This is a genomic window from Vibrio sp. NC2 (assembly GCF_025195005.1).
In the GTDB taxonomy this organism is placed as follows: Bacteria; Pseudomonadota; Gammaproteobacteria; order Enterobacterales; family Vibrionaceae; genus Vibrio; species Vibrio splendidus.
The window spans coordinates 391166-415293 of the sequence record NZ_JANVFC010000002.1; the positions used below are offsets into that span (position 1 = coordinate 391166).

The window sequence follows — 24128 nt, forward strand, 5'->3', positions numbered from 1 at the left end:
CCCTTATAACTCCATGTTTGCTCAGTCGCGGAATCATAAACTGCGACACCAATGCGCGCTGATACACGAAACTCGATTTGCTCAATAGACTCAGGATCCAAAGAATGACTCAATAACGATGTAGAGAAGAAAGCGCTCAACAGCACAAGAGCGAGAGAGGTATATTTTTTCATTGTGAAACCATAAAAAGCGATCGATTGATCGTAGATAAAATTAAACTCGACACCTAAAGAGCATCGAGCAGAGAAAATCCAAGCAGAAAGCGACAACCTTCGCTAGATCAAATGAAAATAACTGACTAAACCCAAACAATATCTCAGTATTTTAGATATCCTTAAAGAAGTGATTTCAATAGGATTCAACCTTGAATAAACCAAACCACATAACATTCGCAACGTTCAATCTTTTGAACTACCTCGAACCACCGAATGCTTACTATGATTTTGAGAACATCTACAGCTTCGATGAATGGCAGAAGAAACAGCACTGGATGGCTGAAACGATTCGTTCAGTAGATTGTGATGTGATTGGCTTTCAAGAGATATTTAGCCCGCAGCCTTTAGAGCAGTTAATGAATGAACTTGGCTACCCTTACTTTGCGGTTGTCGATAGTGCACACGTTGAGGATGACTACTTATATACCTCACCTGTCGTTGGTATCGCTTCCCGTTACCCGATTGAAAACGTGCAGCCTGTTACGCCAGACTCGAAGTTACTGACAGCGTTCAATCTTAATGACAATTTCTCATTCAACAGAACGCCTGTTCATGCCACGATTACGTTACCTCATTTAGGTTCAACCGACTGTTATGTTGTGCATTTCAAATCGCAGCGTCCGACGGAGCCAAGAACTGAATCTGTCGATTCGGATAACGCTCAGCAAGGCGCAAAGCCACAAAGTGACACGCTCACTCGCTTCCACCAAGAACAACTTGGCTCTTGGTTATCCAGTGTTCAACGTGGCCTTGAAGCTCAGATGCTGCATCAATACATCACCAATCATCGCTACCAAACCAATCAGCCAGTCGTGTTGATGGGTGACTTTAATAAACCATTATTCCACGATGAGTTTAAAGGGCTGTTGAGTTACGCAATCAACCGAGACGAAAACAGCAAGCATTGGCTTTCCCACTTCCGCTTAAAAGACAGCTGGGATATTTATCATCAATTGCATGAACAAGACTTGCTTGAACAGCGTAAACCAACCCATTACTACGGCGCTTCTGGGTCTGTACTGGATTACATTTTGATGTCGAACGAATTCGATTGTCAGAACTCTTCAAGTTTGATGGAATTGTCTGATTACACAGTGGTCGATCATCACCTCATTAATCCAAGCTTCGAGCACGATCAATTCAGTACGGACCATGCCATCGTTGCTGTCACCGCTCATATTCGTGAAGCTTAACAGCCCGATTCAGGTTCACTTTAAAACAGGCGTCTTACCTAATCCGAACATGTAAAAACGCAAGCTGTAACAGACAGAAAAAAACCGCAGTCAAAAACTGCGGCTTTCCACTTTAGCCAAACGGGTTGAGCCAACCGGCGCCCCATTTAGAACCGATTTACCGTTTAGCAAGGTGTTAAACTTAGAATGTGTACATTGCGCCTAAGTAAAAAGAGTCCAGAACAACGGTTTCTTCTGTCTTGTGTCCGTTGTCGTTATCTTCGATGTCAAAAGCATCAGCTTCGTACGCTAGGCGAACGCTCAACGAAGACATTGTAGGTGGTGTGTATTCAACACCAACACCCATACGGATGCCGTCTCCCGTATCATCAAAACCACTTTCTGAAGGGCGAGAGCCGTCTGCAAGCTTCATGTCTAGATCAATAGTCGATAAACCGATAGTACCAAATGGACGAACGCCATTATCAAACGTGTAACCAAGGTTAGCCGTTACTGAAAAGATTTGAGGTGTCCAAGTGAAACCATCATTACGACCTGGTGATTTAGCAACAACATCACCAAAGTCCGTGTATTGCGCTTCAATCGCAACGATGCGATTAAATTTGTAACCGGCAATCAAACGATATGTGTTGTCTTCTGCTTCAAAGCTAACGGGTACATTTACAGAATCAAACATGCCACCGTCATCCACACCAGACGTACCGATTGCACCACCTAGGTAGAAACCGCTGTCCGCTGCTATTACGTTGTTTGCTGAAAATACTGACATCATTGCGATGCTTAGAAGAAATTTTTTGTTCATTACGGCTTGACCTTACTTAATGCAAATCAAGATTGTTACGCCTTCCTATGCTGCACAATCTTGTTAGAGTTATCCGACACCCCGTCGAATTGGCAAGCAGGTTAAGCTCACAGAAAACAAAAAAATAAATAAAAATATAATCACTTTGTAATCTCATACAACACAATCAGTTATAGCCAAATAACCATTTGAATAATCGACAAATAAAATCCATCTATTTCTTCAAAAAAACTCCCATCAATTTTCAAACCATCCCATTTTTAGATTTTATTCGTGCAGACTTACGCATGCTTACTTTCAACAGTGACGTTATTTTGCATAATCCGCGCGCTTTATCTGCTATCCCAACCCACTCCTCCACAATGAAGAATGAGAAAGATCGAAAAACAATGAATAACGAAATCCACTTTGGCGACCTAACTCTTAACGTAGATACTCGAAACATCACGAACAAACAGGGGAACAAGATCTATTTACGTCACCACTTGTTTTCCGTGCTTTGTCTACTGTCGAAAAGCGCCGGACAACCCATCCCTAGAAAAGACATCGTGAACGCATGTTGGGGAAACGAAACGGTGCCGACACAAGCACTAACCAATGTCATTTATTGCTTAAGGAATGTTTTTGTTCGCTTGAGAGCATCTAACATCAAAATTGTTACGATTCCTCGATATGGCTATACGTTGTTCGTCATACCCAATACCAATGAAGCTGGATATGTAGTAATAGAAACACCCCTTAAAGCCTCCCCTATAGAATCTGTTCAAAATGTTCCGGTGAATAAACTTTAACTCCCTTTGCCTTAAGTTAACGTTACGTTGCCTTACCTTCTTAATTGCCGATGAAAGTGATTGCGATCACCAAAAAACGCCCCATCGAAACGTTTCGATGATCGTTATCACACTCTAAAACAATCAAACGTGCAAATGATAAATCACACACTATTATCACTATCGAAACGTTTCGATGGCTTTTTCTTGAGTTGTTCTCAACCCATTAAACGTTATTTTTCGATAGGTCGTGATATGAAAAAAAGTACCCTAATAAACTCTGAGCTCTCTTACCTAGTGGCGACTCTTGGCCATACAGATGAAATCACGATTTGTGATGCAGGGTTGCCGATTCCGGATCATGTGACTCGCATAGACCTTGCTTTGACTCACGGTGTTCCAAGTTTTCAGCAGACAGTAAAAACCATGCTGGATGAGTCTCAAATTGAAGGCGTTGTGATTGCAGAAGAGTTTGCGAAAGTAAGCCCAGAGCACCACGCTGCGCTGATTGATTTGATCAAGACAGAAGAAGCGCGTTGCGGCAAACCGCTTTCGATTACTTACATCACTCATGAAGAATTCAAAGAGCGTACGCATGAAAGCCGCGCGGTGATTCGCACTGGTGAATGCACGCCATACGCAAATGTTATTTTCCAAGCTGGCGTAACGTTTTAGCTCAAGCGAAACGCAACGACAGCTCAGTGTCATCACTGAACCAAAAATAATGCATATACAGAACAATCAAATACAACTGGCCCCGAGTAAAGGAACCGACATGACTCAAGCCATTTTAGAACTTAGCTCAATTGAGAAAGCCTTCCCTGGTGTGAAAGCACTGGATAAGGCAAGCCTCAACGTTTACCCAGGACGCGTAATGGCGTTAATGGGTGAAAACGGTGCAGGTAAATCCACGCTTATGAAAGTGCTTACGGGTATCTATCACTTGGACAGCGGCACTATCGCTTACCAAGGAAAACCGGCTGCATTTAAAGGACCGCGTGACTCTCAACAAGCAGGCATTAGTATCATTCACCAAGAACTGAACCTAATTCCTGAGTTAACCATCGCCGAGAACATCTTCTTAGGGCGTGAAATCACGGGCACCATGGGTCGCATCTTATGGAACGAGATGTACCAAGAAGCCGACAAGCTACTTAAACGCCTTAACGTGAAACACAGCTCGAAAACACCTTTAGGCCAGTTGAGCCTTGGTGAGCAACAAATGGTAGAGATCGCAAAAGCCCTATCGTTTGAATCTAAGGTCATCATCATGGATGAACCAACTGATGCGCTTACCGATACCGAAACCGAGTCGCTGTTTAAGGTAATTAACGAGCTACGTTCTGAAGGCTGCGGCATTGTTTACATCTCTCACCGCTTGAAAGAGATCTTCGAGATTTGTGATGACATCACCGTGCTTCGTGACGGTAAGTTTATTGGTCAGTGTGAAGTAAAAGACACCGACGAAGATGGCCTAATCGAAATGATGGTTGGCCGTAAGCTAGACGAACAATACCCACGTATCGGGCAGAACCACGGTGAAACCTGTCTTGAAGTGATTGGCCTAACTGGTTCTGGCGTTCATGACGTGAGCTTTACTCTAAAGCGCGGCGAAATCCTGGGTGTATCTGGCCTTATGGGTGCAGGCCGAACTGAACTGATGAAAGTGATTTACGGTGCCCTTCCAAGTGAGCGCGGCGTCATCAACCTAGAAAACAAAACCATCAACCCTGTAAGCCCGAAAGACGGCTTGGCCAATGGCATTGCTTACATCTCTGAAGACCGTAAAGGCGATGGCCTTGTGCTAGGACTTTCAGTGAAAGAAAACATGTCGTTATGTGCACTGGATCTGCTGACTAAGAAAGGTCAAATCCAACATAAAGATGAAGTGATTGCAGTCGATGACTTCATCAAGCTGTTCAACATCAAAACCCCGACTCGCGAACAAATTATTGGCAACCTTTCTGGCGGTAATCAACAGAAAGTGGCAATTGCTAAAGGCTTGATGACCAAACCAAAAGTACTGATTCTTGATGAACCCACTCGTGGTGTCGATGTTGGTGCGAAGAAAGAGATTTACCAACTCATTAATAAATTTAAAGCCGACGGCATGAGCATCATTTTGGTCTCGTCTGAAATGCCAGAAGTGTTAGGAATGAGTGACCGCATCATGGTGATGCATGAAGGCCGTGTAAGCGGTGAATTTGATGCTAAAGAAGCAAACCAAGAATTATTACTGGCGTGTGCGGTCGGTAAAAAGATCAACGAGGACGCAGCATGAGTACTAAAACCATGAGCAAAACAACCGAAGCTCCAAAGAAAAAACCATTAATCAGCAAAGAGTGGCTGATTGATCAAAAGTCATTGATTGCTTTGATCTTCTTGATTGTTGTCGTTTCATTCTTAAACCCAAACTTTTTCACCGTCGATAACATCCTCAATATCCTACGCCAAACTTCGATTAACGCCATTATCGCAGTAGGTATGACGTTGGTTATCTTAACCGCGGGTATCGACTTGAGTGTTGGTTCTGTACTTGCGCTTTGTGGTGCTTTCGCAGCCAGCATGATTGGCATGGAAATCCCAGTGATGATCGCAGTGCCAACCGCTCTAGTAGCAGGCGCAGCATTGGGTGCGATCAGTGGCGTGATTATCGCCAAGGGTAAGGTTCAAGCCTTCATCGCAACACTAGTGACCATGACTTTATTGCGCGGCGTAACCATGGTTTACACCGACGGTCGCCCTATCTCTACTGGTTTTACTGACACTGCAGACGCGTTCGCTTGGTTCGGTACAGGCTACGCAATGGGCATTCCAGTTCCAGTATGGATCATGGCCGTGGTATTCGCAGCAGTATGGTACCTACTTAACCACACACGCTTTGGTCGCTACGTTTACGCACTGGGCGGCAACGAATCAGCAACTCGCCTATCAGGCATCGACGTAGACAAAGTAAAAATCGGCGTTTACGCAATCTGTGGTCTGTTAGCAGCAGTTGCAGGCATCATCGTGGCATCTCGTTTGTCATCAGCTCAACCTACCGCAGGTATGGGTTATGAATTAGACGCCATCGCAGCCGTAGTACTGGGTGGCACAAGCTTAGCCGGCGGTCGTGGTCGTATCATGGGCACATTAATTGGTGCATTGATTATCGGCTTCCTAAACAACGCCCTAAACCTATTAGACGTATCTTCTTACTACCAGATGATTGCAAAAGCAGTGGTTATTCTTCTGGCGGTATTGGTCGACAACAAAAACAAATAAAACCTATTCACATCCTAGGTTAATACAAGTAACACTCTAGTTTAATAAAAGTAACAGTTTGTTTTACCTTAAAATATTAGAATCTATAAATAATGTAACTACGAGCTAGGACTCACCTCCTAGCTCACCCTACACAAAGGACTTACACCATGAAAAAATTAGCGACTCTTATTTCTGCTGCTCTTCTTTCTACAACGGTATCTGTGTCTGCACAGGCGCAAGATACAATGGCAATCGTTCTGTCTACATTGAATAACCCATTCTTTGTAACCATGAAAGATGGCGCAGAAGCTAAAGCGGAAGAGCTAGGCTACAAGCTTATCGTTCTTGATTCTCAAAACGACCCAAGCAAAGAGCTTTCGAACATTGAAGATCTAACCATTCGTGGTGTTAAGGCAATCCTGATTAACCCTACAGATTCAGATGCAGTATCTAACGCAATTCGCATTGCTAACCGTTCAAACATCCCTGTACTAACGCTAGACCGTGGCGCAAGCCGTGGTGACGTAGTGAGCCACATTGCTTCTGATAACGTAATCGGCGGCGAAATGGCAGGTCACTTCATCATGGAAAAAGTAGGCGAGAAAGCAAAAGTAATACAACTTGAAGGTATTGCTGGTACTTCTGCTGCTCGTGAACGTGGTGAAGGCTTCATGAACGCAGTAAACGGCAGCGACCTAGAGCTTCTAGCAAGCCAACCTGCTGATTTCGACCGTACTAAAGGTCTGAACGTAATGGAAAACTTGCTTGCAGCTAACCCAGACGTACAAGCAGTATTCGCTCAAAACGATGAAATGGCACTAGGTGCACTTCGCGCAGTTCAAGCTTCTGGTAAAGACGTAATGATCGTTGGCTTTGATGGCACTGAAGACGGCATCGCTGCAGTTAACCGTGGCCTACTTGGCGCAACGGTTGCACAACAACCTGACCTAATCGGTTCTTTAGGTGTTGAAATGGCAGACAAAGTACTGAAAGGCGAGACAGTAGACGAGTACGTACCTGTACCTCTAAAAATCATCGCTAAGTAATTGAATCCAATATCGATTAAATAAACCAAAAAATAGAGCGACACATAGGCAGGGATTCCCCTATCCCTGCCTTATTAAACCAACCCAGACAGTGCATCGCTGTTTCTCATGCCGCTTACAAACGAGAGCGCAGTCAACACCATGAGAAAGACCCATGCATTTTCAAATACGATATATCATAAGGCTCGTATCATGACTCAACTGATTGTTTTAGGTAGCGTTAACGCTGACCACGTACTGCAAGTTCCTTCGTTCCCTCGTCCGGGTGAAACCTTGATTGGCGGTAACTATCAGGTCATCCCTGGCGGCAAAGGCGCAAACCAAGCGGTCGCTGCAGCAAGATTAAACGCAGACATTGGCTTTATCGCCTGTGTTGGTGACGACCCATTTGGGATCAATATTCGTCAAGACTTCGCCAAAGATGGCATCAACATAGACGGTGTGATCGTTGCAGAAAACACACCGACGGGCATCGCGATGATCCAAGTATCAGCAACGGGCGAAAACAGCATTTGTCTCTCTGCGGAAGCCAACAACAAGCTGACTTGCGACCAAATCGAACCGCATCTAGAGAAGATTCGCGGTGCTAAGTACCTGCTGACTCAGCTTGAAACGCCAATTGAAGGCATTGAATACGCAGCAAAAGTAGCAAAAGAGAGCGGCACGCAAGTGATTCTTAACCCGGCTCCTGCTCGTCCATTATCGGATTCACTGCTTGCTTGCGTTGATGTGATCACACCCAACGAAACAGAAGCAGAAGTGCTGACGGGCATTACCGTGACGGACAACGCATCTGCTCATCAGGCTGCCCTGGCTCTGCATGCTAAAGGCATCGAGACTGTAATGATCACGCTAGGCGCGAAAGGCGTTTGGGTTAGTCATCGTGGTCAAGGTAATGAAGCTAGCGAAGGTGAATTAATCGCAGGCTTCCGCGTTGAAGCTACGGACACAACCGCTGCTGGTGATACTTTCAATGGCGCATTAGTCACAGGCTTGCTTGAAGACATGCCATTAGAACGCGCGATTAAGTTTGCTCACGCTGCCGCTGCCATTTCAGTGACTCGCTTTGGCGCTCAAACGTCGATTCCAAGCCGTGCTGAAACCGATGCGTTTTTGGCAGAGCAACTGTCTGCTTAGCTTGATTTTGACTGTTAATCGGTAACAACAAATAACAAGCATAAGCCCCTGTTTTCAGGCAGAATATCGCCCAACGTGGAAAAGTGATTCCCACAAGGATTTTATATGGCAACAATGAAAGACATCGCTCGGGTTGCAAAAGTTTCAACGTCTACCGTGAGCCATGTGATGAACAAATCACGTTTTGTCAGTGAAGAGATTGCTGAGCGTGTTAACAGTGCGGCCAAAGAACTCAACTACGCGCCGTCTGCATTGGCTCGCAGCTTAAAAATGAAGCAAACCAAAACCTTGGGCATGCTGGTTACCACCTCTACCAACCCATTCTTTGGTGAGGTAGTAAAAGGTGTTGAGCGTCGTTGCTACGAGAAAGGTTACAACCTTATCTTGTGTAACACCGAAGGCGACAGCGAACGCATGAAATCCTCTATCGATACCTTGCTACAAAAGCGCGTCGATGGCTTGATGCTGATGTGTTCAACGCTTGAAGGTCAGCATATCGATGTGTTCGAGCGCTATCCAGAGTTGCCTGTCGTGGTAATGGACTGGGGGCCAATGCTGTTCGCAAGTGATAAAATCCAAGACAACTCGCATCAAGGTGGCTACATGGCAACCAAACACCTGATCGACAATGGTCACTCGGATATTGGCTGTATTACTGGCCCACTGCATCGCAACCAAGCCTCTTCTCGTTATCAAGGCTATAAACAAGCAATGGAAGAAGCGAATTTAGAGATCAACCCTAAGTGGATTGTTGAATCAAACTTCGAATGTGATGGTGGCTTTGATTCTTACCAAACATTAAAAGCTCGTGGTCAAATGCCTTCGGCCTTGTTCGTTAGTAACGACATGATGGCGATGGGTGTGATTCATGCGGCAGCTCAAGATGGCACATTGATTCCAAATGACCTGTCTATCATTGGCTACGATGACATCCACTTATCTAAGTACATGACACCCGCTTTAAGCACAATCCACCAGCCAAAGCATCGTTTAGGTAAAGCGGCGGTCGATACCCTGTTAAGCCGACTACAAACGCCAGACGCCTACCCGCAAGTCGTTGAACTAGAACCGACTCTTGTAGAGCGAAGCAGCGTAAAAGCGATTTAGGGCTCAACCCGCCCATGATACAGTTGAAAGCTAGCTTATTCGGGCTAGCTTTTTTGTCTTTGGTACATAATTACGACTTTTAGTTGCTCCCTAAATACCCTTTATATGCAGAACTTTCACGACAAAAGTATGCATTTACGCACTTAGCAACTATTTACGCACTTAGCTACTCATTATCATCTACACTAACAATGAAATGACATCGACACGGAGAGCGCTGTTTTATGATCGCGGGTTGGTTTGACAACATATCCCTACAGAAGAAGCTATTGGTTAGCTTTTTTATTCCTATCGCTTTGATGCTTATCGTTGCTTTTTCTGTTCATGACAACACCCGAAATATTGTGAAAGACAATAATTGGGTCGTTCATACACACAAAGCCATCGCTCGGGCTCAAGAACTTCTCAGCCTAACAGTAGACATGGAAACGGCTCAGCGTGGCTATCTGATCTCCGGTGACCTCGTTTTTTTAGAACCCTACTACTTGGCACTTGATGTATGGCCTCAAAAAATTCAAACCCTTGCGACTCAAGTGAGTGACAACCCACCTCAAGTAGAACGCCTTAATCGAATTGATGCTATCCACAACACATGGCTAGAAAAATCAGGAGAGAAAGAGATCATGCAGCGCAACCTCGTGAACAGAGGTGAAGCTGAAATGCAGAGTGTTGTCTATCTCACTCAGCAGCAAACCGGAAAAAAACTGATTGATGAGGTCCGTCAAGAGATTGCTCAATTTATTGAAATTGAACAACAACTTATCAGTGTCAGAGTCGCCAAGTCCGAAAGCTCAGCCAATCAAACCAGTTATGTACTCATTCTGGGAACACTGTTTTCGGTGTTTATCTCACTCCTTGTCGCTACGTGGTCGTCCAAGCGAATTAAACGAAGATTACACACTCTACTTAAAGCAGCGAACCAAGTTGCCGCTGGCCATTTGAAACAAGGCGCTGCGACTCTCGAACTTGGTTCAAAGAACGACAGCCAAGACGAAGTGGCTCTCCTCACACAAAGCTTTCAAAAAATGACAACAAACCTCGTAAAAAATGACAGCGAAATGCGAAAGAAAAATCAGGAGTTAGTCGAAGAAAGAACCAAAGCAGAAGCGGCGGTAAGGGCTAAGAGCGAGTTTCTGTCGACTATGAGCCACGAGATTCGAACGCCAATGAATGGAGTACTTGGTATCTCCCAGATCATTGCCAGCCAAACCCAAGAGCCGGAAACAAAAGAGAACATCGATCTCATTCTCGATTCTGGCCATCATTTAATGACGATACTCAACGACATATTAGATTTCTCGAAAGTGGAAGAAAATAAGCTTGAGTTAGACTTTGCACCCTTTAATTTTGTCCAAGTAATACAACCTGTACGTAGCGCGCTTAAACCTTTGGCCGATGAAAAAGGCATTCGCCTGTTAATCGAAAATAATATACCAACAAGCATCCAGCTGATCGGAGACTGTGCAAGATTACGTCAGATCATGTTCAACTTGGGCGGTAATGCGACCAAATTTACTAAAGAAGGTCACGTATCCATTCAAGCGGATCTCAACAGACCAAACAACCAACTTATTCTCACGGTAACAGACACGGGTATTGGCATTCCAAAGGACAAACACGAGCAAATTTTTAATTCGTTTGAACAAGCTGACACTTCAACCACAAGAAAGTTTGGCGGGACGGGGCTTGGCCTCGCGATCGTTAAGAATCTAGTCAGCCTAATGAATGGTGAAATAACACTGACGAGCGCTGTTGGGCTTGGCACAAAATTCCAAGTTTCTTTACCTATCGCATGGCAAGAAGGAAAAACAGGGGATATCGTCACACCAGTAATCAATACAGAAAACCTGACTTGTGATTCATTGCGTATTTTATTGGTGGAAGACAATCGTATTAATGCGATCGTTGCACAAGGCTTCTGTGAAAAGCTCGGCCATCATGTTGATCTTTCGGAGAATGGTAAATTGGCAATTGAACGCCTCAAAACCAATCAATACGATCTGATCTTGATGGACAATCACATGCCGGAAATGAACGGGATCGAGACCACTCAGTACATCCGCGAGAAACTAAAACTCGACACCTTGACATTCGCCTACACGGCCGATGTTTTCCGTGAAGCTCATGACAACTTCATTCAAGCCGGTGTCGACCATATTCTGACTAAACCTCTGCAACAAGAGAGCTTTTTCGACGCCCTGCAACAATTTTCGAATCGATTACCTAAGCAAATAAAAACCGAAGGCTCGAGTGACATCGAAAACATCGTCGAACTTCATCGCAAGCCAATTGAAACACTGAGATTAACAGAAGAAGAGATAAGTCAGTCAGAAGTAATACGCATACTTAAAGACGACACGGAAGGATTCAGCTTACTTATCGATTCAACCATTATTGAGTTCGAACAGTCTGTTGATCGAGTCATCGAATACTATTTATCGAAGGAGTTAGAGCCACTATGTCGCACCCTGCACTCCATTAAAGGTATGTCGCTAAACTTAGGTCTCACCATGCTTTCTAAGCAGGCATTAGAGCTAGAAGTGCAGGCAAAAGATCAGCAACTGCCTGATATTGAACTGCTGCAAAAACTGCTCAATCGACTGACGGTCAACATACATCAAGCTCAGCGGATGAAAGCCGTTAATTCGATTGAGCGCCAGACTCAAATGAATGATAAAACTTAAAAAATCCACTCTCAAACCAAAGCGCAAGGTTTAATCACTTTGCGCTTTTCGATCTTATGTCGCTCTAGTCTTTGTTCTAACGATTTAACGGTCTAACAGGGCGGTTATTTGCTGGACCTCATCTTCGACATCAATACCATTATATTGCGGCGCAATCGAGAGATCTTGAATACTCACAGTTTCTACAGATTGCTTGTCGTTGAGCTGAAGCATTAAGTCTCCCTTTGGTGAATAGGTTCTACTGCTACCACAATAAGTCGCGGTAAACGCATCAACCACATCCTGCCCAACGCGATTACACGTCACGACATGACACCCCTCTTCTAAAGCTCTCGCTTGAGCAATAGCAAAGCTGTGGTGACCGCCAAAGTTGGCCGGGTGCAGAATAACGTCGACCGACTGATACGCCCTCATGATCTCCGGGAACCAAATATCAAAGCAAATCGCAACACCAAACTTTAAGCCCTTGAGCTCAAATGTAAGGAGCTCACACCCACGTGAAAAATACTGTTTGTCGAATTTGGTTTGACTGACTTTTCTGTATTTATGAAGTAAACCTGAACCATCAACCACCACGACGCTATTGTAATATTGGCCGCTATCTTTCTCTGCAATACCAGCAACAATCAAGGTGTGATGCTTCGCTGCCATCTGAGTTAACGAATCAATAGTACTGCTGTCGTTGAAGTCTTCAGCCAGTTCATGAATTTCTTCAGCATCGTTAAAAATATACCCAGTAGTGAACAGTTCAGGCAGTAAAGTAATATCACCGACTGACGACTCCGCTTCCAAAAGATCAGAGACCGACTCAATGTTCTTTTGTTTGTTTTTGTATTCAACTTCAAGCTGAATAAGGGTGATACTGACATTATTCAAAATCGAATCCTTGCTAGGTAATACTTCAAACTAGAGACTAAGAACTAAGAACTAAGAACTAAGAACGACAGAGTAAGGCAACTCCCTATCACTTTCTTATTCACACGCCAAAGGTTGAAGCAGGTGCACAATCCTGTACGCATTTCAAATCTGCCTACGGCGCTAATTTAGGCTCTGGCAAAACTGGTGGAGTGCTGTCCATGTAGGTTAAGAAATTTGCCCACACTTCGTGCGTGCGCTGCTTGGTTAACGTTGTCTTGCAGGAAAGCGCCATAAGGCCTCGTATTGAACCATCACGCCATTGGGTGTACACAGAGCTACAATGAGCCGACATGTACGCCTGCCAGCTCTCCTGAGCCTTCTTAATTGAAGCCACCAGCTCAGCATCATAAGCATTGTGCTCAAAGCTGGCTGCAAGGTATTTATCCAGTTCCGCTTGTGCAGATTCCAACTCAATTGCCGCACAGTGATTAATCTCTAGCGTGTTCATAGCATTCTTGCAATCGACGGTCTTTTCAACAGCGAGCACAGAGCACGAGAAGTAAGCCAAACCGAACAGTGTTATCACTCTTTTCATAAAAATCCTTGATTCTGTCATCAATAAATTTGCGACATGTTTCGATTAACTGAAACACAGATTATTGAGTCAATTTCCTTCAATATCCCAATCGTATATAACTCTAGTCTTTATAGGGTTATAAATATCTTTTATTCGTATTAGTACTGCAAAACCAAGTAAAATCCACAAAGAAAAACCGGCTAAACATCAATATGTTACTGGTAAAATCGAAAAAACATTATCTTTATCAATAATTCATGCGTTCATTCACAATATTTATTATTTTCCTTGCTACCTAATCGTTAAATTTATAAATTAAATCGAATGCTCACTTAGATCGGTAGTCTTACTCCAACTATGGATATCAATTACCCGAATATTGCTAAAACATCTTTATGCTTCGTTGTTTCCTTTTGTATATCAATGGCAATGCTCATTCCGGCTACGCCTTTTCATTACCAAACGTTGACTGAAGACTCATCCAAACAACTAGAGCAAAAACTGAGGCACATTCAATCTCAATTCGATTACTTTTTGACTGAGGTTGAGCACGGGCAATCATGCGAGTCCGTGGTTACTCGGCTGAGACAAACGGTTTTTGATACCGACTGGATTAAAGAAGCGGCGTTGTTCAATAAAAATGACCAATTTTATTGTTCAACAACAGAAGGTGACGTCTCATTCCGTCTCTTTAAATCCATAAGAGAGCGTTTGAATTCCGATCCCAACATGACCACGTTGTCTTATACCAATGCTGCGATCACTAAAGTCAATTCCATCATGCTCATTTCTTCTAACGAAGATAATGCGGGAATTAGCTTAATGATCCCTCCTCATTTCCTGTACGACATAGTAAATCGAAATCTATCCAATTTTGGTATCGAATCAAAAGTAAAAGTAATTGATAAAAATATATCCTTACCAAACGAAGGGACATATTTACAGAAAGTAGTCATTGTTTCTGATAAATACCCACTAACCGTTACCTCATATATTGGGTATCAGTATTACTTTAATTACCTCTTACGTTACTCTTGGTTCGGTTTCCTATTTGCAGGAATCGCGACAATTATCTCCGTGTCTATCAGGCACAATAAACAAAACCACAGAAGCTTAGAGTATTCATTATCTGATGCATTAAGAAACGATCACTTGCATGTCCACTTGCAGCCTATCGTTAACCATAATACTCATGAAATAGTCGGTTGTGAGTCTCTGTTGAGGTGGCATGACCCAATCGAAGGTAACGTATCTCCCGCAATATTCATCCCTCTTGCAGAAAGCTTAGGGTTAATAGAAGACCTCACGTACTTCGTGTTACGTGAAGTATTAGCCATGATCAACAGCAACCAACACCTGTTTCAATCAAGGTATGTCAGCGTCAACATAAGCCGGAATGTGCTATCAAATAGCAACTTCGCAAGCAAGGTGAGCCATATATACAAGAAGAACCCAGGCATTCTCAAACAGGTGGTTTTTGAAGTAACCGAAGATGGTGAATGTTCTGATGCCGATATGGTTAAGATTAAAGACAACCTGACCAAACTATCGAATATGGGCGTAAGAGTCGCGATTGATGATTTTGGTACAGGCTACGCCGGGTTAGATTTCGTAAGACAGTTCCCGTTCAGCATTCTCAAGATTGATCGCGTGTTTGTGAAAAACATATCCGACGAATCAAGCCTTGGTATCCCTTTGCTGGAGTCCATGCTTCAGTTGTCCCGCACCTTAGGTATGCAAGTCATCGTCGAAGGGGTTGAGTACGAATCCCAAGTGAACATCTTGTCTAAACTGGGCGTCGACTATATCCAAGGCTTCTATTTTTATAAACCGATGCCAATAAGCCTGACGATAAGTTTGCTCAGACAGCAACATATGGCTGCAGATAATGAAGACAAACTCTCATCCACCTCAACGCCAGAATGGGAACAAGTCTAAGCAGACTCATTGATCGCAGCCTGCCTCACAATCTTTTTACTTCGTAGGACACTTGAAGCGTTTCCAACGAACATAAGAGCGTTGTTCACGCCCCTAAAATATATGCGTGTTATCTAGATACCACGCATGTATCTGAGAGTGAGCGGTTTCTTTCAATGTTACGCTTCACCGTTTACTCATAATCAAAACATTGCTGTTTGAGCCAATGGCCTAACGTTCTGATTTCAAACTGCTTGGCTCTCGAATTTTTGTAGACAAAGTACATATTGTCGCCAGTCGGTAAATCGTGCATTGGGATACGAACTAAGTTTTGTTGAAGATCTTGGTCATTAAGAAAGTAGTCGTTCAGGAACGCGATACCTTGATGGTATTTCACGGCCTCTGCGGCCAGTACCATGTGGCTGAATTGGCTAATTTTTACATCCTTTGGCAGGCTGAAACCACCGAGTTCACACCACTTAGCCCAGTCTTTCGCTTCACCGCCTTCCTTGAAGATTGAATTTACTGAAAGTAACTGCTGATCCCATAGTGCCTCTGGCAAAGGTTTATCTTCAATTCTCTGCCACACCTTTTGGCTACAAAACGGATATAGCTGCTCTTTATATAAGAAGTCACTAACGTAGTTTTTCTTTGGCGGATTAGCAGTGATAAAGCAGTCGGCAACTTGATCCGAGAACTCTGGCTCATCGGCCACCATACTTAACGTTAAATCGATTTCTGGATGCTGTTGGCGTAAGTTTTCGAGCCTAGGCACCAACCATTTAACGGCCAAAGAACTGTACATTGCAATCCGAATTTTCCCACTTTCACCCTCGCGGATTTGGTAGCTGGCTTGCGCGATATTCTGCAATGAATGAGACACCTCTTCGTAGTAACGCTCTCCTATCGGGGTGAGCGATAAACGCCTTCCCTGACGCACAAACAAGGTTTCACCTAAGTATTCCTCCAGCAAGCGAACCTGATGACTCACCGCACTTTGAGTAACATGAAGCGCTATCGCCGCCTGAGAAAAGCTATTAAAACGAGCGACCGACTCGAAACATTGTATTGCTCTTAAAGGTGGTAATTTCATTATTAGCTCAGCTCATACTAAGTGAATTTTTATCATTATATATGAAACGATTTTATGCATTAAGATTACGCCATCACACTTCTTCATTTTCTTTTTAACTCACACTGAACACGCGTCAGTCAATGATAGGAGCTTCATCATGCCTTCAATGTCTGTTGGAATGGCAATGAGTTTACTCATTGTCGGTAATCTAATTGCGGTTTTCTCTGATGCCTTAATTAAAACCTTGGGCGAAGATATTGCTGTGTTTCAATTTGTCTTCTTCAGACAGCTAACTGCCGTGTTAATCCTTCTGCCTTTTTGTTTTGGCGTGAGTAAAAAGAGCTTCACCGATGGGCTGAAATGGCATGCCCTGCGCGCGCACATATGGTTACTGGGTGCGATCTTTATGGTGTTTGCCATCAATGCCATGCCATTGGCCACCGCCAACGCGATTTTCTACGCCGCACCTTTGATGATGCTGCCGTTAGCCTTGGTATTTTTCAAAGAGCAACTCAACCGCTACTCAGTTGCTGCTGGAATATTCGGCTTTATGGGCGTTCTGGTCATCATTCGCCCGACAGAGATCGATTGGGCGGCTATTGCAGCGCTTATCGTAGCGTTAACCATTGCCAGTAATAACTTATTGATCCGCAAACTCCCGAAGCACCAAACCGTGGCACAAACGTTGTTGTTAACCAATTTAGCAGGCGTTCCGGCATCACTTGGACTCGCTATTTGGGAAGGCCGTGAATGGGATTGGTCACCACTTATCACTGCCGCAGGTTCAAGTGGCTTTATCCTCATCTACGCAGCGATATGTGTCGTCACTTACCGATCGGCAGAAAGCAATAAAATCGCCAGTGCTGAATACAGCGGCTTACTCGGTGCGGTGGGAGTTGGGTTGGTCTGGTTTGGTGAAATGCCTGATATTGCAATGGCGATTGGCACTGCAATGATCATATTGCCGCTCATCTGGCTGGCTCGAAATGAAAAGAAGCAAAGATAGCGAAACGTATTGATACCAGGCCCTGAATACCAAGCGAAATGAGTAAAATATCACTTCAGACAAGAGCTTTAATTAATATGAACAATGTGAAGCCGTAACGGTAAAAGCCACGGCTTCACATCTTTGTCTCTTCGTCTCTTCGTCTCTTCGTCTCTTCGAGCTGAGCTTAAAGAGAAATAGAAAGCGAACAAAGGGATGAATTAGTCAGCTATTTAGACTAGTTCGTCGCTTTTGAATCTGATGAATTGGCCGCTTTCGTCGCTTCTTCAGCGGTTTTCTTACCAAATACCGTATCCATCATAAAACCAATACGCTTAGATGCATCACCGAACTTGTTCGGGTTAGCCGTATATGGAACTTTAAACTCTACTTCACCTACTCTTTGCCCGTTTTGATAAGCATTGATCTCCGCTTGCTTTAAGAACAACGCTAAGTCCCAGCTCCAATGGCCTTCATACTCCAATGTTAGCTTATCAAGATCGTGCTTCGACTTATCAGGTACGACGGTGTAGGTATAATCGTTATCTTGCAACCAGGTTTCCATGGTATTTAAAAAACCTTCACGTGTTTCAGCGTCTTTAACAATAACAACATCCACTTCAGTCGTAGGTTCTGGAATCGCGCTCCCTGTGTAACGAGGGGCTCCACAACCAGCCAAAATTAAAACCGAAAGCGATAATAGTAGGTATTTTTTCACGTTATATATCCATTAACAGTTAACTGCGTGAATGATACCACATCAAAAAAATGACATATTATATAAACAAAAGTTAATCATACATTCCTTGTTACATAAGGCATTGAAAAATAGCGAAAGAAAAACCAACGGCCATGGGTCTCCTTTGATGGACATTTAACTTCATCGCATCGTTGAGTGCATTAAAAGGAATATCATGGAAAAGAAACTTCAAACGAAATTGGCGACTAGCCTATTGCTGCTGAGAGTTGGCATTTTTATCGTCTTCTTGTTCTGGGGCTTAGATAAGATTCTGGTACCAGAGCACGCTACAAAGGTGTTGTCTGGCTTTTACGGCATCGACATCTCGGATAACGCGATGATGGCTATGGGTGTCGCTCAGCTCGGCTTTTTAGGCGCATTCGTTGTAGGTATGTGGAAGAAGTACACCTACGGTGCCATTTTGGTCCTACACGCAGGTTCAACCTTCGCCTCTTTTGGAAAATACATGGACCCGTTCAACAACCTACTGTTTTTTGCCTCTTGGCCAATGCTCGCAGCCTGTGTCGCACTCTTCTTACTTCGTGACTACGACACTTACAGCGTTTCCAACTAACACAAAGGGCGCCTGTTAATGGCGCCCTGTTTGATTAGCTTTCAAGAAAACAATAGACCCAACACCGAAGAAATACCAAGTGTCGGTTTTGACTCATGAAGGCTTGTTATGTTCTTAACTTTACCGCAGTTCCGAAAGCCATGATTTCAGACGAGCCGTCCATTATTGCACTAGTAGAGAACCGAATGCCCACAATTGCGTCAGCACCTAAGTCAGTCGCTTCAGAAACTAAACGTTGAATAGCTGTATCCCTAGCCTCTGAAAGCATTTCCGTATAGCCTTTTAGTTCACCACCAACAAGGCTTTTAAAACCCGCCATAATGTCTCGACCAACATGTTTTGTTTGGACAACATTTCCAGTTACAACACCCAGAATCTCCTCAATCTCACGGTTTGGAACACTTTCTGTCGTAGTAAAAATCATAATTTTTCCTTTAGAAGATAATTAATGACATGGATTCCCCCCTACCGAGGATCTGCCACACTTATGTGGTGCTTATTCGCACCGAACACACCATGTCTACTTGAATTACTGATTAGGTTGTTAATATCGCGCGCTTAATGGCTTCAGCTAGCCCATCAGCGTTTTCCCACGCCATTGAATGTCCAGCATCAGAAACAACGCTGATCGCTATATCGTGGTTACTCAGCTCTTCTGGATCGCGGTCAGGTAAAGATTCGCTACCAAATATATAGGTTCTGTTTACGTTCAGAGAATACAACCTATCACGCCAACTCGGGAGCTGCCCTTCTATCAAGGACACGGCTTGCCTGTGCGTACCTATCGCTGAATTCACGGCTAAACTGGCAGCCCATTGAGTATTTTGGTCATCGATACTGTGTTGCACTATCTGTGCGTGACCGTGATTCATATATTCAAGCTCGGTGAAGCTCGCAATCTTTTTGCTAAAGAACCCACCGCCAGAATCAAGGTTAGCCTCACTCAACACCAAGGCCTGTAGTTGTGGTTGAACTTTTTCAGCCAACACAACCGACACGGCGCCACCCATGCTGTGACCATAGATAACAAATTTATCCAAACCCAAAGATTGAATAAACGCCTCAAGATAAACCGCGTGGCTACCGATGGAGTAATCGAAATCCAAAGGTTTATCACTAAACCCAGAACCTAATAAATCAACAAGAATGCGCCGATGAGGAAGTAACCAATCACTGGCCGCAACGGCCGGATAATCAAACGAGGAAGCACAACCAATACCGTGTATAAACACAATAGGCATTTCCGAACCGGGAAGATCATGATACCTGAGTATCGCGTTACTCCCCTTTACCTTAAACTCTTTCATTTGTTCCTCTGAAACCAACTGAACACGCTAATAAACTTATGCATACTTCACATGCCAAGCGTGTCGAATCGCTTGTTATAGATGTGCCAATTAAGCCACTTAAAACACAATACGTTCTTTGCTTTCATCATCTTTCAGCTCAAGTAAAATACGCCCTTCTCGAAAAATGACCGCAGCCACACCTACACGAACTTGATGATTCACTCTTTACTCCTTATGAATGCCTCATTGCCTAGCGCCTAATCGGGACGGTACGGCACTGCGGCCGTACCAACATTTCTAGCTTGACGCTTTACTTCAGGCTGGCTTGAATGATTAACAACTCAATGTCTTTTTTTGATGTATTAGCCAAGCCATGGGTACCAAAACGTTTATTTACTATCATGTCTCCCGCAGTCACTTTTGTCTCGACACCTTCAATGATCATCGTGCCTTCACCTTTCTGAATAATATACATTTCTTCATCGTCTCCATGAGAGTGCTCCCCCATAGAACTTCCCGGTGGCATGACAACACGGATGGCAAAATCCCAAGCACCATCAAAGTCTTTACGTCTGAACGCACGATAGATGTCTATCGACCCCTCTCCATCATGACTGCTTTCATCTGTTTCTTTATCGCAAGTATAAAAATTACGTATCATAACTCTCTGTATCTCTCTGACTAGTTTCCGCTATTCTGTTAAACAATAAAACGCTACGGTAAGAAGTGGCACTGCATGGTTGAATGCCACGTGTTTAGAATCACTCTAAGCCGTTGTTAGCACTGTTATCCTGAGTCTTACAGGTTTACTTTTAGCGCGCCTGATGAATCCGCGATTAGGTTTGATGGTCGATTTGGCTAGTCTGGAAAACAATGAATGAGTTCACACCAAAGTCTTCGGTTTTTCTCCGAGGTGTTGAGTGAACCTTAACAAATAACCATCCGGATCTTGGAGAAGAAGCTCACGCTCCCCAGACAACTTTTCACCAATGTCATACCAAGTTTCTTTCATCTCACGAAACAGGGACACTTTGTGGGTTTGGAGACGTTTTACTAGAGGTTCTAAGTCACTTAATTCAATCTGAAAGTTCACACCTCGCCCCAAGGGAGCCTCAAGCTCACCAGTAATCCATCCTTCATCACTGATTTGCTCTAACATCATCTGCACATGCTCTTGTTCGAGATACACAAAATCAGGGTTTTCACGCCTTATGCGAATAGAAAAACCAAGTACATCAACATAAAAGGCAAGCGAGTGCTCAAAGTTGCTAACGGATAGTTCAGGAACCATCGGATTCCAATAATTTTCCATACTTACTTCCTTGTATTAAGGCTCTTGTTGACTGAGTTTTTTCAGAAAGCCTTGCTTAACCTCTGGCCACTCCGAGTCAATAATTGAATACACAACCGTATCTCTTACCGAGCCATCCTTTAAGATTTGATGATTACGCAAGATACCGTCGAGGTTTGCACCAAGCCCTTCAATCGCTCTTCGAGAGACGGCATTCCCAATATGAGTGCGAAACTCGACTGCAATGGCTTCATAGCGCTCAAATATTTGTTTTAGAAGAAGGTATTTACACTCTTTATTTATCAGTGTTCCCCTAGCCGCATTTGAATACCAGGTATAACCAATCAAAGCACGTCTATTTGGTCTATCAACGCCATAGTAACGGGTAGTCCCTACTACTTGATTGGTAGTTTTAGCTCGCACGGCATAAGCTATATTACCTAGATGCATTTGAGCGATAGCATCAACAACGTATTGCTCCATTTTTTCTGGGCTCGGTACATTAGCGAGCCATAGCTTCCAATGCTCTCCATCTTTCACGGCCTCGATTAATTCAGATACATGCCCCATAGTAAGAGGCTCAAGAGCAACATGCTCACCTTCAATCAGGCTCTGTTCTATCCACATAACTCTCAATTTTCCTTTTATCGCCAACGCGGTGTTAAGTGTTGTGTAACGTTTGCCATTTCACCAAAATGCAAGGCGTAACGTATTCGTCTGGCAAATCTTTGGCTATAGCGCTATTGTAAATATCAAGAAGATATACCTCGAAGAGCAAACTCCGAATTACAAACTTTGAAAACATTGACCAAAGGCTCTTCCCAGCCGAGACAAACTCTAAGCTGATCAACGATTGGTTTCACTTGGCTCTTTGCCACGTTGATTTCAACTTTTAATAACGGGTAGTTTTCGACTTTCCCGTTGCACCCAAACACAGGCGCAGAACCATCAAGAGCCATCAAGAGCTCGATGAGAACCGATAACAGAACCAATAGCCCAACAGTGATCATAGTTTCCAATTCTATCGACACCCGACTCATGTAAGGTGCTCAAAACTAGATCTTGTTGCTCAGGCGTACAAAAAATCTCTAGTTTATACATCTAATTTAAACTCCTAAATGCCAAGTATTACGAATCATTTTAACTGCTTGTTATCGCGCTCATCCGTAGTTTTTCTTACACCAATTTTCCCAACTCTTCTCACCCAATTCTTTTCGTGCTTTGACGATTCTGAACGCATTAACAAGCCCCATAAAGAAACCGAAAATAGCAGATGAAATAAGGTAAGTTTTCCAATGTTCGGGCTCTGAGTGCCAAGTAAACATCCACATCAAAGACCCCCAAATTACCGCCATCGATAATCCATACGTCAAGAATACTTTTTGAAGCGATTGAAACACCAGAGGCGTTTGAGACACGTTAGTATATTTTGACCAAATAAAGGCATTTGGCCTCGTTAGGTCTGCAGGGGCACCCTTTTCAATAAGGTGCTGCTGAATGAATTTCGCCTTTTCCATCTTTACCTCACTATGCCTATGCCACTTGAATTCTATGACTATGCGACGATTTATCGAGAAGGGTTGTTCAGTGTTACCCACTAAAGGACTAACTAGATTCAATGTGTGTGGGCTGATTGATACACGTTGTTTTCTATCAACGATCCGGAAAACTCAAAAGTCAGTAAACCTATTCGACTAAAACCTAAATGTTCATAAAAGCCATTCGATTCATTTTCTACCCACGTGTACAGCCAGTATTTATTACCAAACTGATTCTCGATTCCATTCAAAAGCTTTCGACCTATCCCTTTACCTTTGAAAATGTTATCTACATAAAGTTTGTCTACTTCAAAGCCATTGCCAGACGTCTGGTAGTGCGATTCAAGGTTAACCATTACGTAGCCTTGAATAACCTCATTTTCTTCACTTACAAACACACGATATTTAGTGGTATTCAATATTTCAAAGAAGTAGGCTGCCGTGAAAGTAGACAAGGCATACTCAGCGTATTCAGTTTTGACCCCTTCTCTCGCATATGTGTCTAGCCAGACTTTAATGGACAATGCCGCTAATTTTACACAGTCGTCTTTTGTCGCTTCCCTGACCATTTCCTCTCCAAGCACAGCAGTTATTAAACTGAATAATTATGATTTTTATCACTAGAGCATTTCTGTCTAATAATTTAACCATCTCATACTTAGTTAAATAACTCATTTAATAACAGTATCTTACCAAGATAACCGTATCATCATTCGTATTGAAGTCATATTTCCACGCGGTGTACCCGTCAAAGCCTTCATTTACGAGAAATTCGGGTCTAGCGTTAAATGAGCGTTCAATTTCTTTAACACTATTCCCGCTAACCTCATACACTTCAAACTTTTTCTGGAAGGGAAAATCTACCTTGAGGTTAGCATTAGCCTGACTGGACGCCATTAAGCAACATATTGAAAGTACTATTTTTTTCATCATCTTCCTTGAAACATATAACGAATGACATGGATTCCCCCTCCCGAGGATCTGCCACACTTATGTGGTACTTAAATGTGTAGTGGTCTAATGATCCCGGACACCAAATTAGGTGGTAAAGTCTCCACCATAAATGAGGTGTTCAATGACAAAAC

At 43.5% G+C, this 24128-nt stretch carries 24 protein-coding genes and 2 pseudogenes; 12 read left to right on the top strand and 14 right to left on the bottom strand.

What is annotated here, in order from left to right; genetic code table 11:
• Positions 1-173, bottom strand: a pseudogene (locus NX845_RS05305) (class A beta-lactamase); the annotation flags it as partial.
• A gap of 191 nt (positions 174-364) precedes the next feature.
• On the opposite strand from NX845_RS05305, the gene NX845_RS05310 reads away from it, so the two are divergent.
• Positions 365-1408: an endonuclease/exonuclease/phosphatase family protein gene (locus tag NX845_RS05310; RefSeq protein ID WP_065681381.1), complete on the top strand. Its 1044-nt coding sequence runs from the start codon at positions 365-367 to the stop codon at positions 1406-1408.
• A 181-nt stretch (positions 1409-1589) separates the two neighbouring features.
• On the opposite strand, the gene NX845_RS05315 is transcribed toward NX845_RS05310, so the two are convergent.
• Positions 1590-2210 (bottom strand): porin family protein, encoded by a 621-nt coding sequence (locus NX845_RS05315; protein WP_065681380.1) that lies wholly within the window; start codon positions 2208-2210, stop codon positions 1590-1592.
• Between the two features lie 389 nt (positions 2211-2599).
• Between NX845_RS05315 and NX845_RS05320 the strand changes: the two genes are divergently transcribed.
• The 8 genes from NX845_RS05320 to NX845_RS05355 all read left to right on the top strand — a co-directional run bounded on the left by NX845_RS05320 (position 2600) and on the right by NX845_RS05355 (position 12200).
• Positions 2600-3001, top strand: a complete 402-nt coding sequence (locus tag NX845_RS05320; RefSeq protein WP_260256601.1) for a winged helix-turn-helix domain-containing protein — start codon at positions 2600-2602, stop codon at positions 2999-3001.
• Positions 3002-3235: 234 nt separating this feature from the next.
• Positions 3236-3655 carry a D-ribose pyranase gene (rbsD, locus tag NX845_RS05325; RefSeq protein WP_029222043.1) on the top strand — a complete coding sequence of 140 codons (420 nt, stop codon included), beginning with the start codon at positions 3236-3238 and terminating at the stop codon, positions 3653-3655.
• 100 nt (positions 3656-3755) lie between these two features.
• Positions 3756-5261: a ribose ABC transporter ATP-binding protein RbsA gene (gene rbsA, locus NX845_RS05330; RefSeq protein ID WP_102446728.1), complete on the top strand. Its 1506-nt coding sequence runs from the start codon at positions 3756-3758 to the stop codon at positions 5259-5261.
• Positions 5258-6244 carry a ribose ABC transporter permease gene (gene rbsC / locus NX845_RS05335; protein WP_004730344.1) on the top strand — a complete coding sequence of 329 codons (987 nt, stop codon included), beginning with the start codon at positions 5258-5260 and terminating at the stop codon, positions 6242-6244. Before rbsA ends, rbsC begins: the two co-directional genes overlap by 4 nt.
• Positions 6245-6393: 149 nt before the next feature.
• On the top strand, positions 6394-7272 hold the full coding sequence (rbsB, locus tag NX845_RS05340; RefSeq protein WP_009844904.1) for a ribose ABC transporter substrate-binding protein RbsB: 879 nt from the start codon (positions 6394-6396) through the stop codon (positions 7270-7272).
• Positions 7273-7464: 192 nt separating this feature from the next.
• Complete coding sequence (rbsK, locus tag NX845_RS05345; RefSeq protein WP_102456392.1) at positions 7465-8409, top strand: ribokinase; 945 nt, start codon at positions 7465-7467, stop codon at positions 8407-8409.
• A 105-nt stretch (positions 8410-8514) separates the two neighbouring features.
• A complete protein-coding gene (locus tag NX845_RS05350) occupies positions 8515-9516 on the top strand; it encodes a substrate-binding domain-containing protein (RefSeq protein ID WP_004730338.1) in 1002 nt (333 codons plus the stop codon).
• 224 nt (positions 9517-9740) lie between these two features.
• The gene (locus tag NX845_RS05355) at positions 9741-12200 is read left to right on the top strand and encodes a CHASE3 domain-containing protein (RefSeq protein ID WP_260256604.1); all 2460 of its coding nucleotides are present in this window, start codon (positions 9741-9743) and stop codon (positions 12198-12200) included.
• Between the two features lie 84 nt (positions 12201-12284).
• On the opposite strand, the gene NX845_RS05360 is transcribed toward NX845_RS05355, so the two are convergent.
• Both NX845_RS05360 and NX845_RS05365 read right to left on the bottom strand, forming a co-directional pair.
• Positions 12285-13076 carry a carbon-nitrogen hydrolase family protein gene (locus NX845_RS05360; protein WP_260256605.1) on the bottom strand — a complete coding sequence of 264 codons (792 nt, stop codon included), beginning with the start codon at positions 13074-13076 and terminating at the stop codon, positions 12285-12287.
• A gap of 154 nt (positions 13077-13230) precedes the next feature.
• Positions 13231-13653 carry a lysozyme inhibitor LprI family protein gene (locus NX845_RS05365; RefSeq protein ID WP_065681374.1) on the bottom strand — a complete coding sequence of 141 codons (423 nt, stop codon included), beginning with the start codon at positions 13651-13653 and terminating at the stop codon, positions 13231-13233.
• Positions 13654-13992: 339 nt separating this feature from the next.
• Here NX845_RS05365 and NX845_RS05370 point away from each other — a divergent pair, with 339 nt between their 5' ends.
• A complete protein-coding gene (locus NX845_RS05370; protein WP_065681373.1) occupies positions 13993-15573 on the top strand; it encodes an EAL domain-containing protein in 1581 nt (526 codons plus the stop codon).
• 172 nt (positions 15574-15745) lie between these two features.
• Here the strand turns inward: NX845_RS05370 and NX845_RS05375 are convergent, their stop codons facing one another.
• Complete coding sequence (locus NX845_RS05375; protein WP_017092010.1) at positions 15746-16645, bottom strand: LysR family transcriptional regulator; 900 nt, start codon at positions 16643-16645, stop codon at positions 15746-15748.
• 139 nt (positions 16646-16784) lie between these two features.
• Between NX845_RS05375 and NX845_RS05380 the strand changes: the two genes are divergently transcribed.
• Positions 16785-17633, top strand: a complete 849-nt coding sequence (locus NX845_RS05380) for a DMT family transporter (protein ID WP_017078342.1) — start codon at positions 16785-16787, stop codon at positions 17631-17633.
• Between the two features lie 217 nt (positions 17634-17850).
• On the opposite strand, the gene NX845_RS05385 is transcribed toward NX845_RS05380, so the two are convergent.
• Positions 17851-18330, bottom strand: coding sequence for an Sbal_3080 family lipoprotein (locus NX845_RS05385; RefSeq protein WP_017081211.1), 480 nt, complete (start codon positions 18328-18330; stop codon positions 17851-17853).
• A gap of 196 nt (positions 18331-18526) precedes the next feature.
• Between NX845_RS05385 and NX845_RS05390 the strand changes: the two genes are divergently transcribed.
• Positions 18527-18925, top strand: coding sequence for a hypothetical protein (locus NX845_RS05390; RefSeq protein WP_260256606.1), 399 nt, complete (start codon positions 18527-18529; stop codon positions 18923-18925).
• A gap of 106 nt (positions 18926-19031) precedes the next feature.
• Here NX845_RS05390 and NX845_RS05395 read toward each other — a convergent pair whose 3' ends face one another.
• The 8 genes and pseudogenes from NX845_RS05395 to NX845_RS05430 all read right to left on the bottom strand — a co-directional run bounded on the left by NX845_RS05395 (position 19032) and on the right by NX845_RS05430 (position 23612).
• Complete coding sequence (locus NX845_RS05395; protein WP_017082406.1) at positions 19032-19349, bottom strand: heavy metal-binding domain-containing protein; 318 nt, start codon at positions 19347-19349, stop codon at positions 19032-19034.
• Between the two features lie 112 nt (positions 19350-19461).
• On the bottom strand, positions 19462-20232 hold the full coding sequence (locus NX845_RS05400; protein ID WP_065681370.1) for an alpha/beta fold hydrolase: 771 nt from the start codon (positions 20230-20232) through the stop codon (positions 19462-19464).
• A gap of 292 nt (positions 20233-20524) precedes the next feature.
• The gene (locus NX845_RS05405) at positions 20525-20875 is read right to left on the bottom strand and encodes a cupin domain-containing protein (RefSeq protein WP_102561381.1); all 351 of its coding nucleotides are present in this window, start codon (positions 20873-20875) and stop codon (positions 20525-20527) included.
• 222 nt (positions 20876-21097) lie between these two features.
• Complete coding sequence (locus NX845_RS05410) at positions 21098-21526, bottom strand: VOC family protein (protein WP_260256607.1); 429 nt, start codon at positions 21524-21526, stop codon at positions 21098-21100.
• Positions 21527-21541: 15 nt separating this feature from the next.
• Entirely contained in the window at positions 21542-22132 is a 591-nt protein-coding gene (locus tag NX845_RS05415) for a GNAT family N-acetyltransferase (protein ID WP_260256608.1), read from the bottom strand.
• A 125-nt stretch (positions 22133-22257) separates the two neighbouring features.
• Positions 22258-22606: pseudogene (locus tag NX845_RS23415) on the bottom strand (hypothetical protein).
• A 59-nt stretch (positions 22607-22665) separates the two neighbouring features.
• Positions 22666-23022 carry a DUF6404 family protein gene (locus NX845_RS05425; protein ID WP_260256610.1) on the bottom strand — a complete coding sequence of 119 codons (357 nt, stop codon included), beginning with the start codon at positions 23020-23022 and terminating at the stop codon, positions 22666-22668.
• 98 nt (positions 23023-23120) lie between these two features.
• Positions 23121-23612 carry a GNAT family N-acetyltransferase gene (locus tag NX845_RS05430; RefSeq protein WP_102446738.1) on the bottom strand — a complete coding sequence of 164 codons (492 nt, stop codon included), beginning with the start codon at positions 23610-23612 and terminating at the stop codon, positions 23121-23123.
• Positions 23613-24128 lie beyond the last annotated feature (516 nt).

What these genes read in the sequence shown, in the direction of transcription:
- NX845_RS05415 (WP_260256608.1), bottom strand. Translation starts at nt 22,132, where the DNA reads ATGTGGATAGAACAGAGCCTGATTGAAGGTGAGCATGTTGCTCTTGAG.
- NX845_RS05390 (WP_260256606.1), top strand. Translation starts at nt 18,527, where the DNA reads ATGGAAAAGAAACTTCAAACGAAATTGGCGACTAGCCTATTGCTGCTG.
- rbsK (WP_102456392.1), top strand. Translation starts at nt 7,465, where the DNA reads ATGACTCAACTGATTGTTTTAGGTAGCGTTAACGCTGACCACGTACTG.
- NX845_RS05355 (WP_260256604.1), top strand. Translation starts at nt 9,741, where the DNA reads ATGATCGCGGGTTGGTTTGACAACATATCCCTACAGAAGAAGCTATTG.
- NX845_RS05370 (WP_065681373.1), top strand. Translation starts at nt 13,993, where the DNA reads ATGGATATCAATTACCCGAATATTGCTAAAACATCTTTATGCTTCGTT.
- NX845_RS05410 (WP_260256607.1), bottom strand. Translation starts at nt 21,526, where the DNA reads ATGGAAAATTATTGGAATCCGATGGTTCCTGAACTATCCGTTAGCAAC.
- rbsD (WP_029222043.1), top strand. Translation starts at nt 3,236, where the DNA reads ATGAAAAAAAGTACCCTAATAAACTCTGAGCTCTCTTACCTAGTGGCG.
- NX845_RS05425 (WP_260256610.1), bottom strand. Translation starts at nt 23,022, where the DNA reads ATGGAAAAGGCGAAATTCATTCAGCAGCACCTTATTGAAAAGGGTGCC.
- NX845_RS05395 (WP_017082406.1), bottom strand. Translation starts at nt 19,349, where the DNA reads ATGATTTTTACTACGACAGAAAGTGTTCCAAACCGTGAGATTGAGGAG.
- NX845_RS05315 (WP_065681380.1), bottom strand. Translation starts at nt 2,210, where the DNA reads ATGAACAAAAAATTTCTTCTAAGCATCGCAATGATGTCAGTATTTTCA.
- NX845_RS05365 (WP_065681374.1), bottom strand. Translation starts at nt 13,653, where the DNA reads ATGAAAAGAGTGATAACACTGTTCGGTTTGGCTTACTTCTCGTGCTCT.
- NX845_RS05400 (WP_065681370.1), bottom strand. Translation starts at nt 20,232, where the DNA reads ATGAAAGAGTTTAAGGTAAAGGGGAGTAACGCGATACTCAGGTATCAT.
- rbsC (WP_004730344.1), top strand. Translation starts at nt 5,258, where the DNA reads ATGAGTACTAAAACCATGAGCAAAACAACCGAAGCTCCAAAGAAAAAA.
- NX845_RS05380 (WP_017078342.1), top strand. Translation starts at nt 16,785, where the DNA reads ATGCCTTCAATGTCTGTTGGAATGGCAATGAGTTTACTCATTGTCGGT.
- rbsA (WP_102446728.1), top strand. Translation starts at nt 3,756, where the DNA reads ATGACTCAAGCCATTTTAGAACTTAGCTCAATTGAGAAAGCCTTCCCT.
- NX845_RS05375 (WP_017092010.1), bottom strand. Translation starts at nt 16,645, where the DNA reads ATGAAATTACCACCTTTAAGAGCAATACAATGTTTCGAGTCGGTCGCT.
- NX845_RS05430 (WP_102446738.1), bottom strand. Translation starts at nt 23,612, where the DNA reads ATGGTCAGGGAAGCGACAAAAGACGACTGTGTAAAATTAGCGGCATTG.
- NX845_RS05320 (WP_260256601.1), top strand. Translation starts at nt 2,600, where the DNA reads ATGAATAACGAAATCCACTTTGGCGACCTAACTCTTAACGTAGATACT.
- NX845_RS05350 (WP_004730338.1), top strand. Translation starts at nt 8,515, where the DNA reads ATGGCAACAATGAAAGACATCGCTCGGGTTGCAAAAGTTTCAACGTCT.
- rbsB (WP_009844904.1), top strand. Translation starts at nt 6,394, where the DNA reads ATGAAAAAATTAGCGACTCTTATTTCTGCTGCTCTTCTTTCTACAACG.
- NX845_RS05405 (WP_102561381.1), bottom strand. Translation starts at nt 20,875, where the DNA reads ATGATACGTAATTTTTATACTTGCGATAAAGAAACAGATGAAAGCAGT.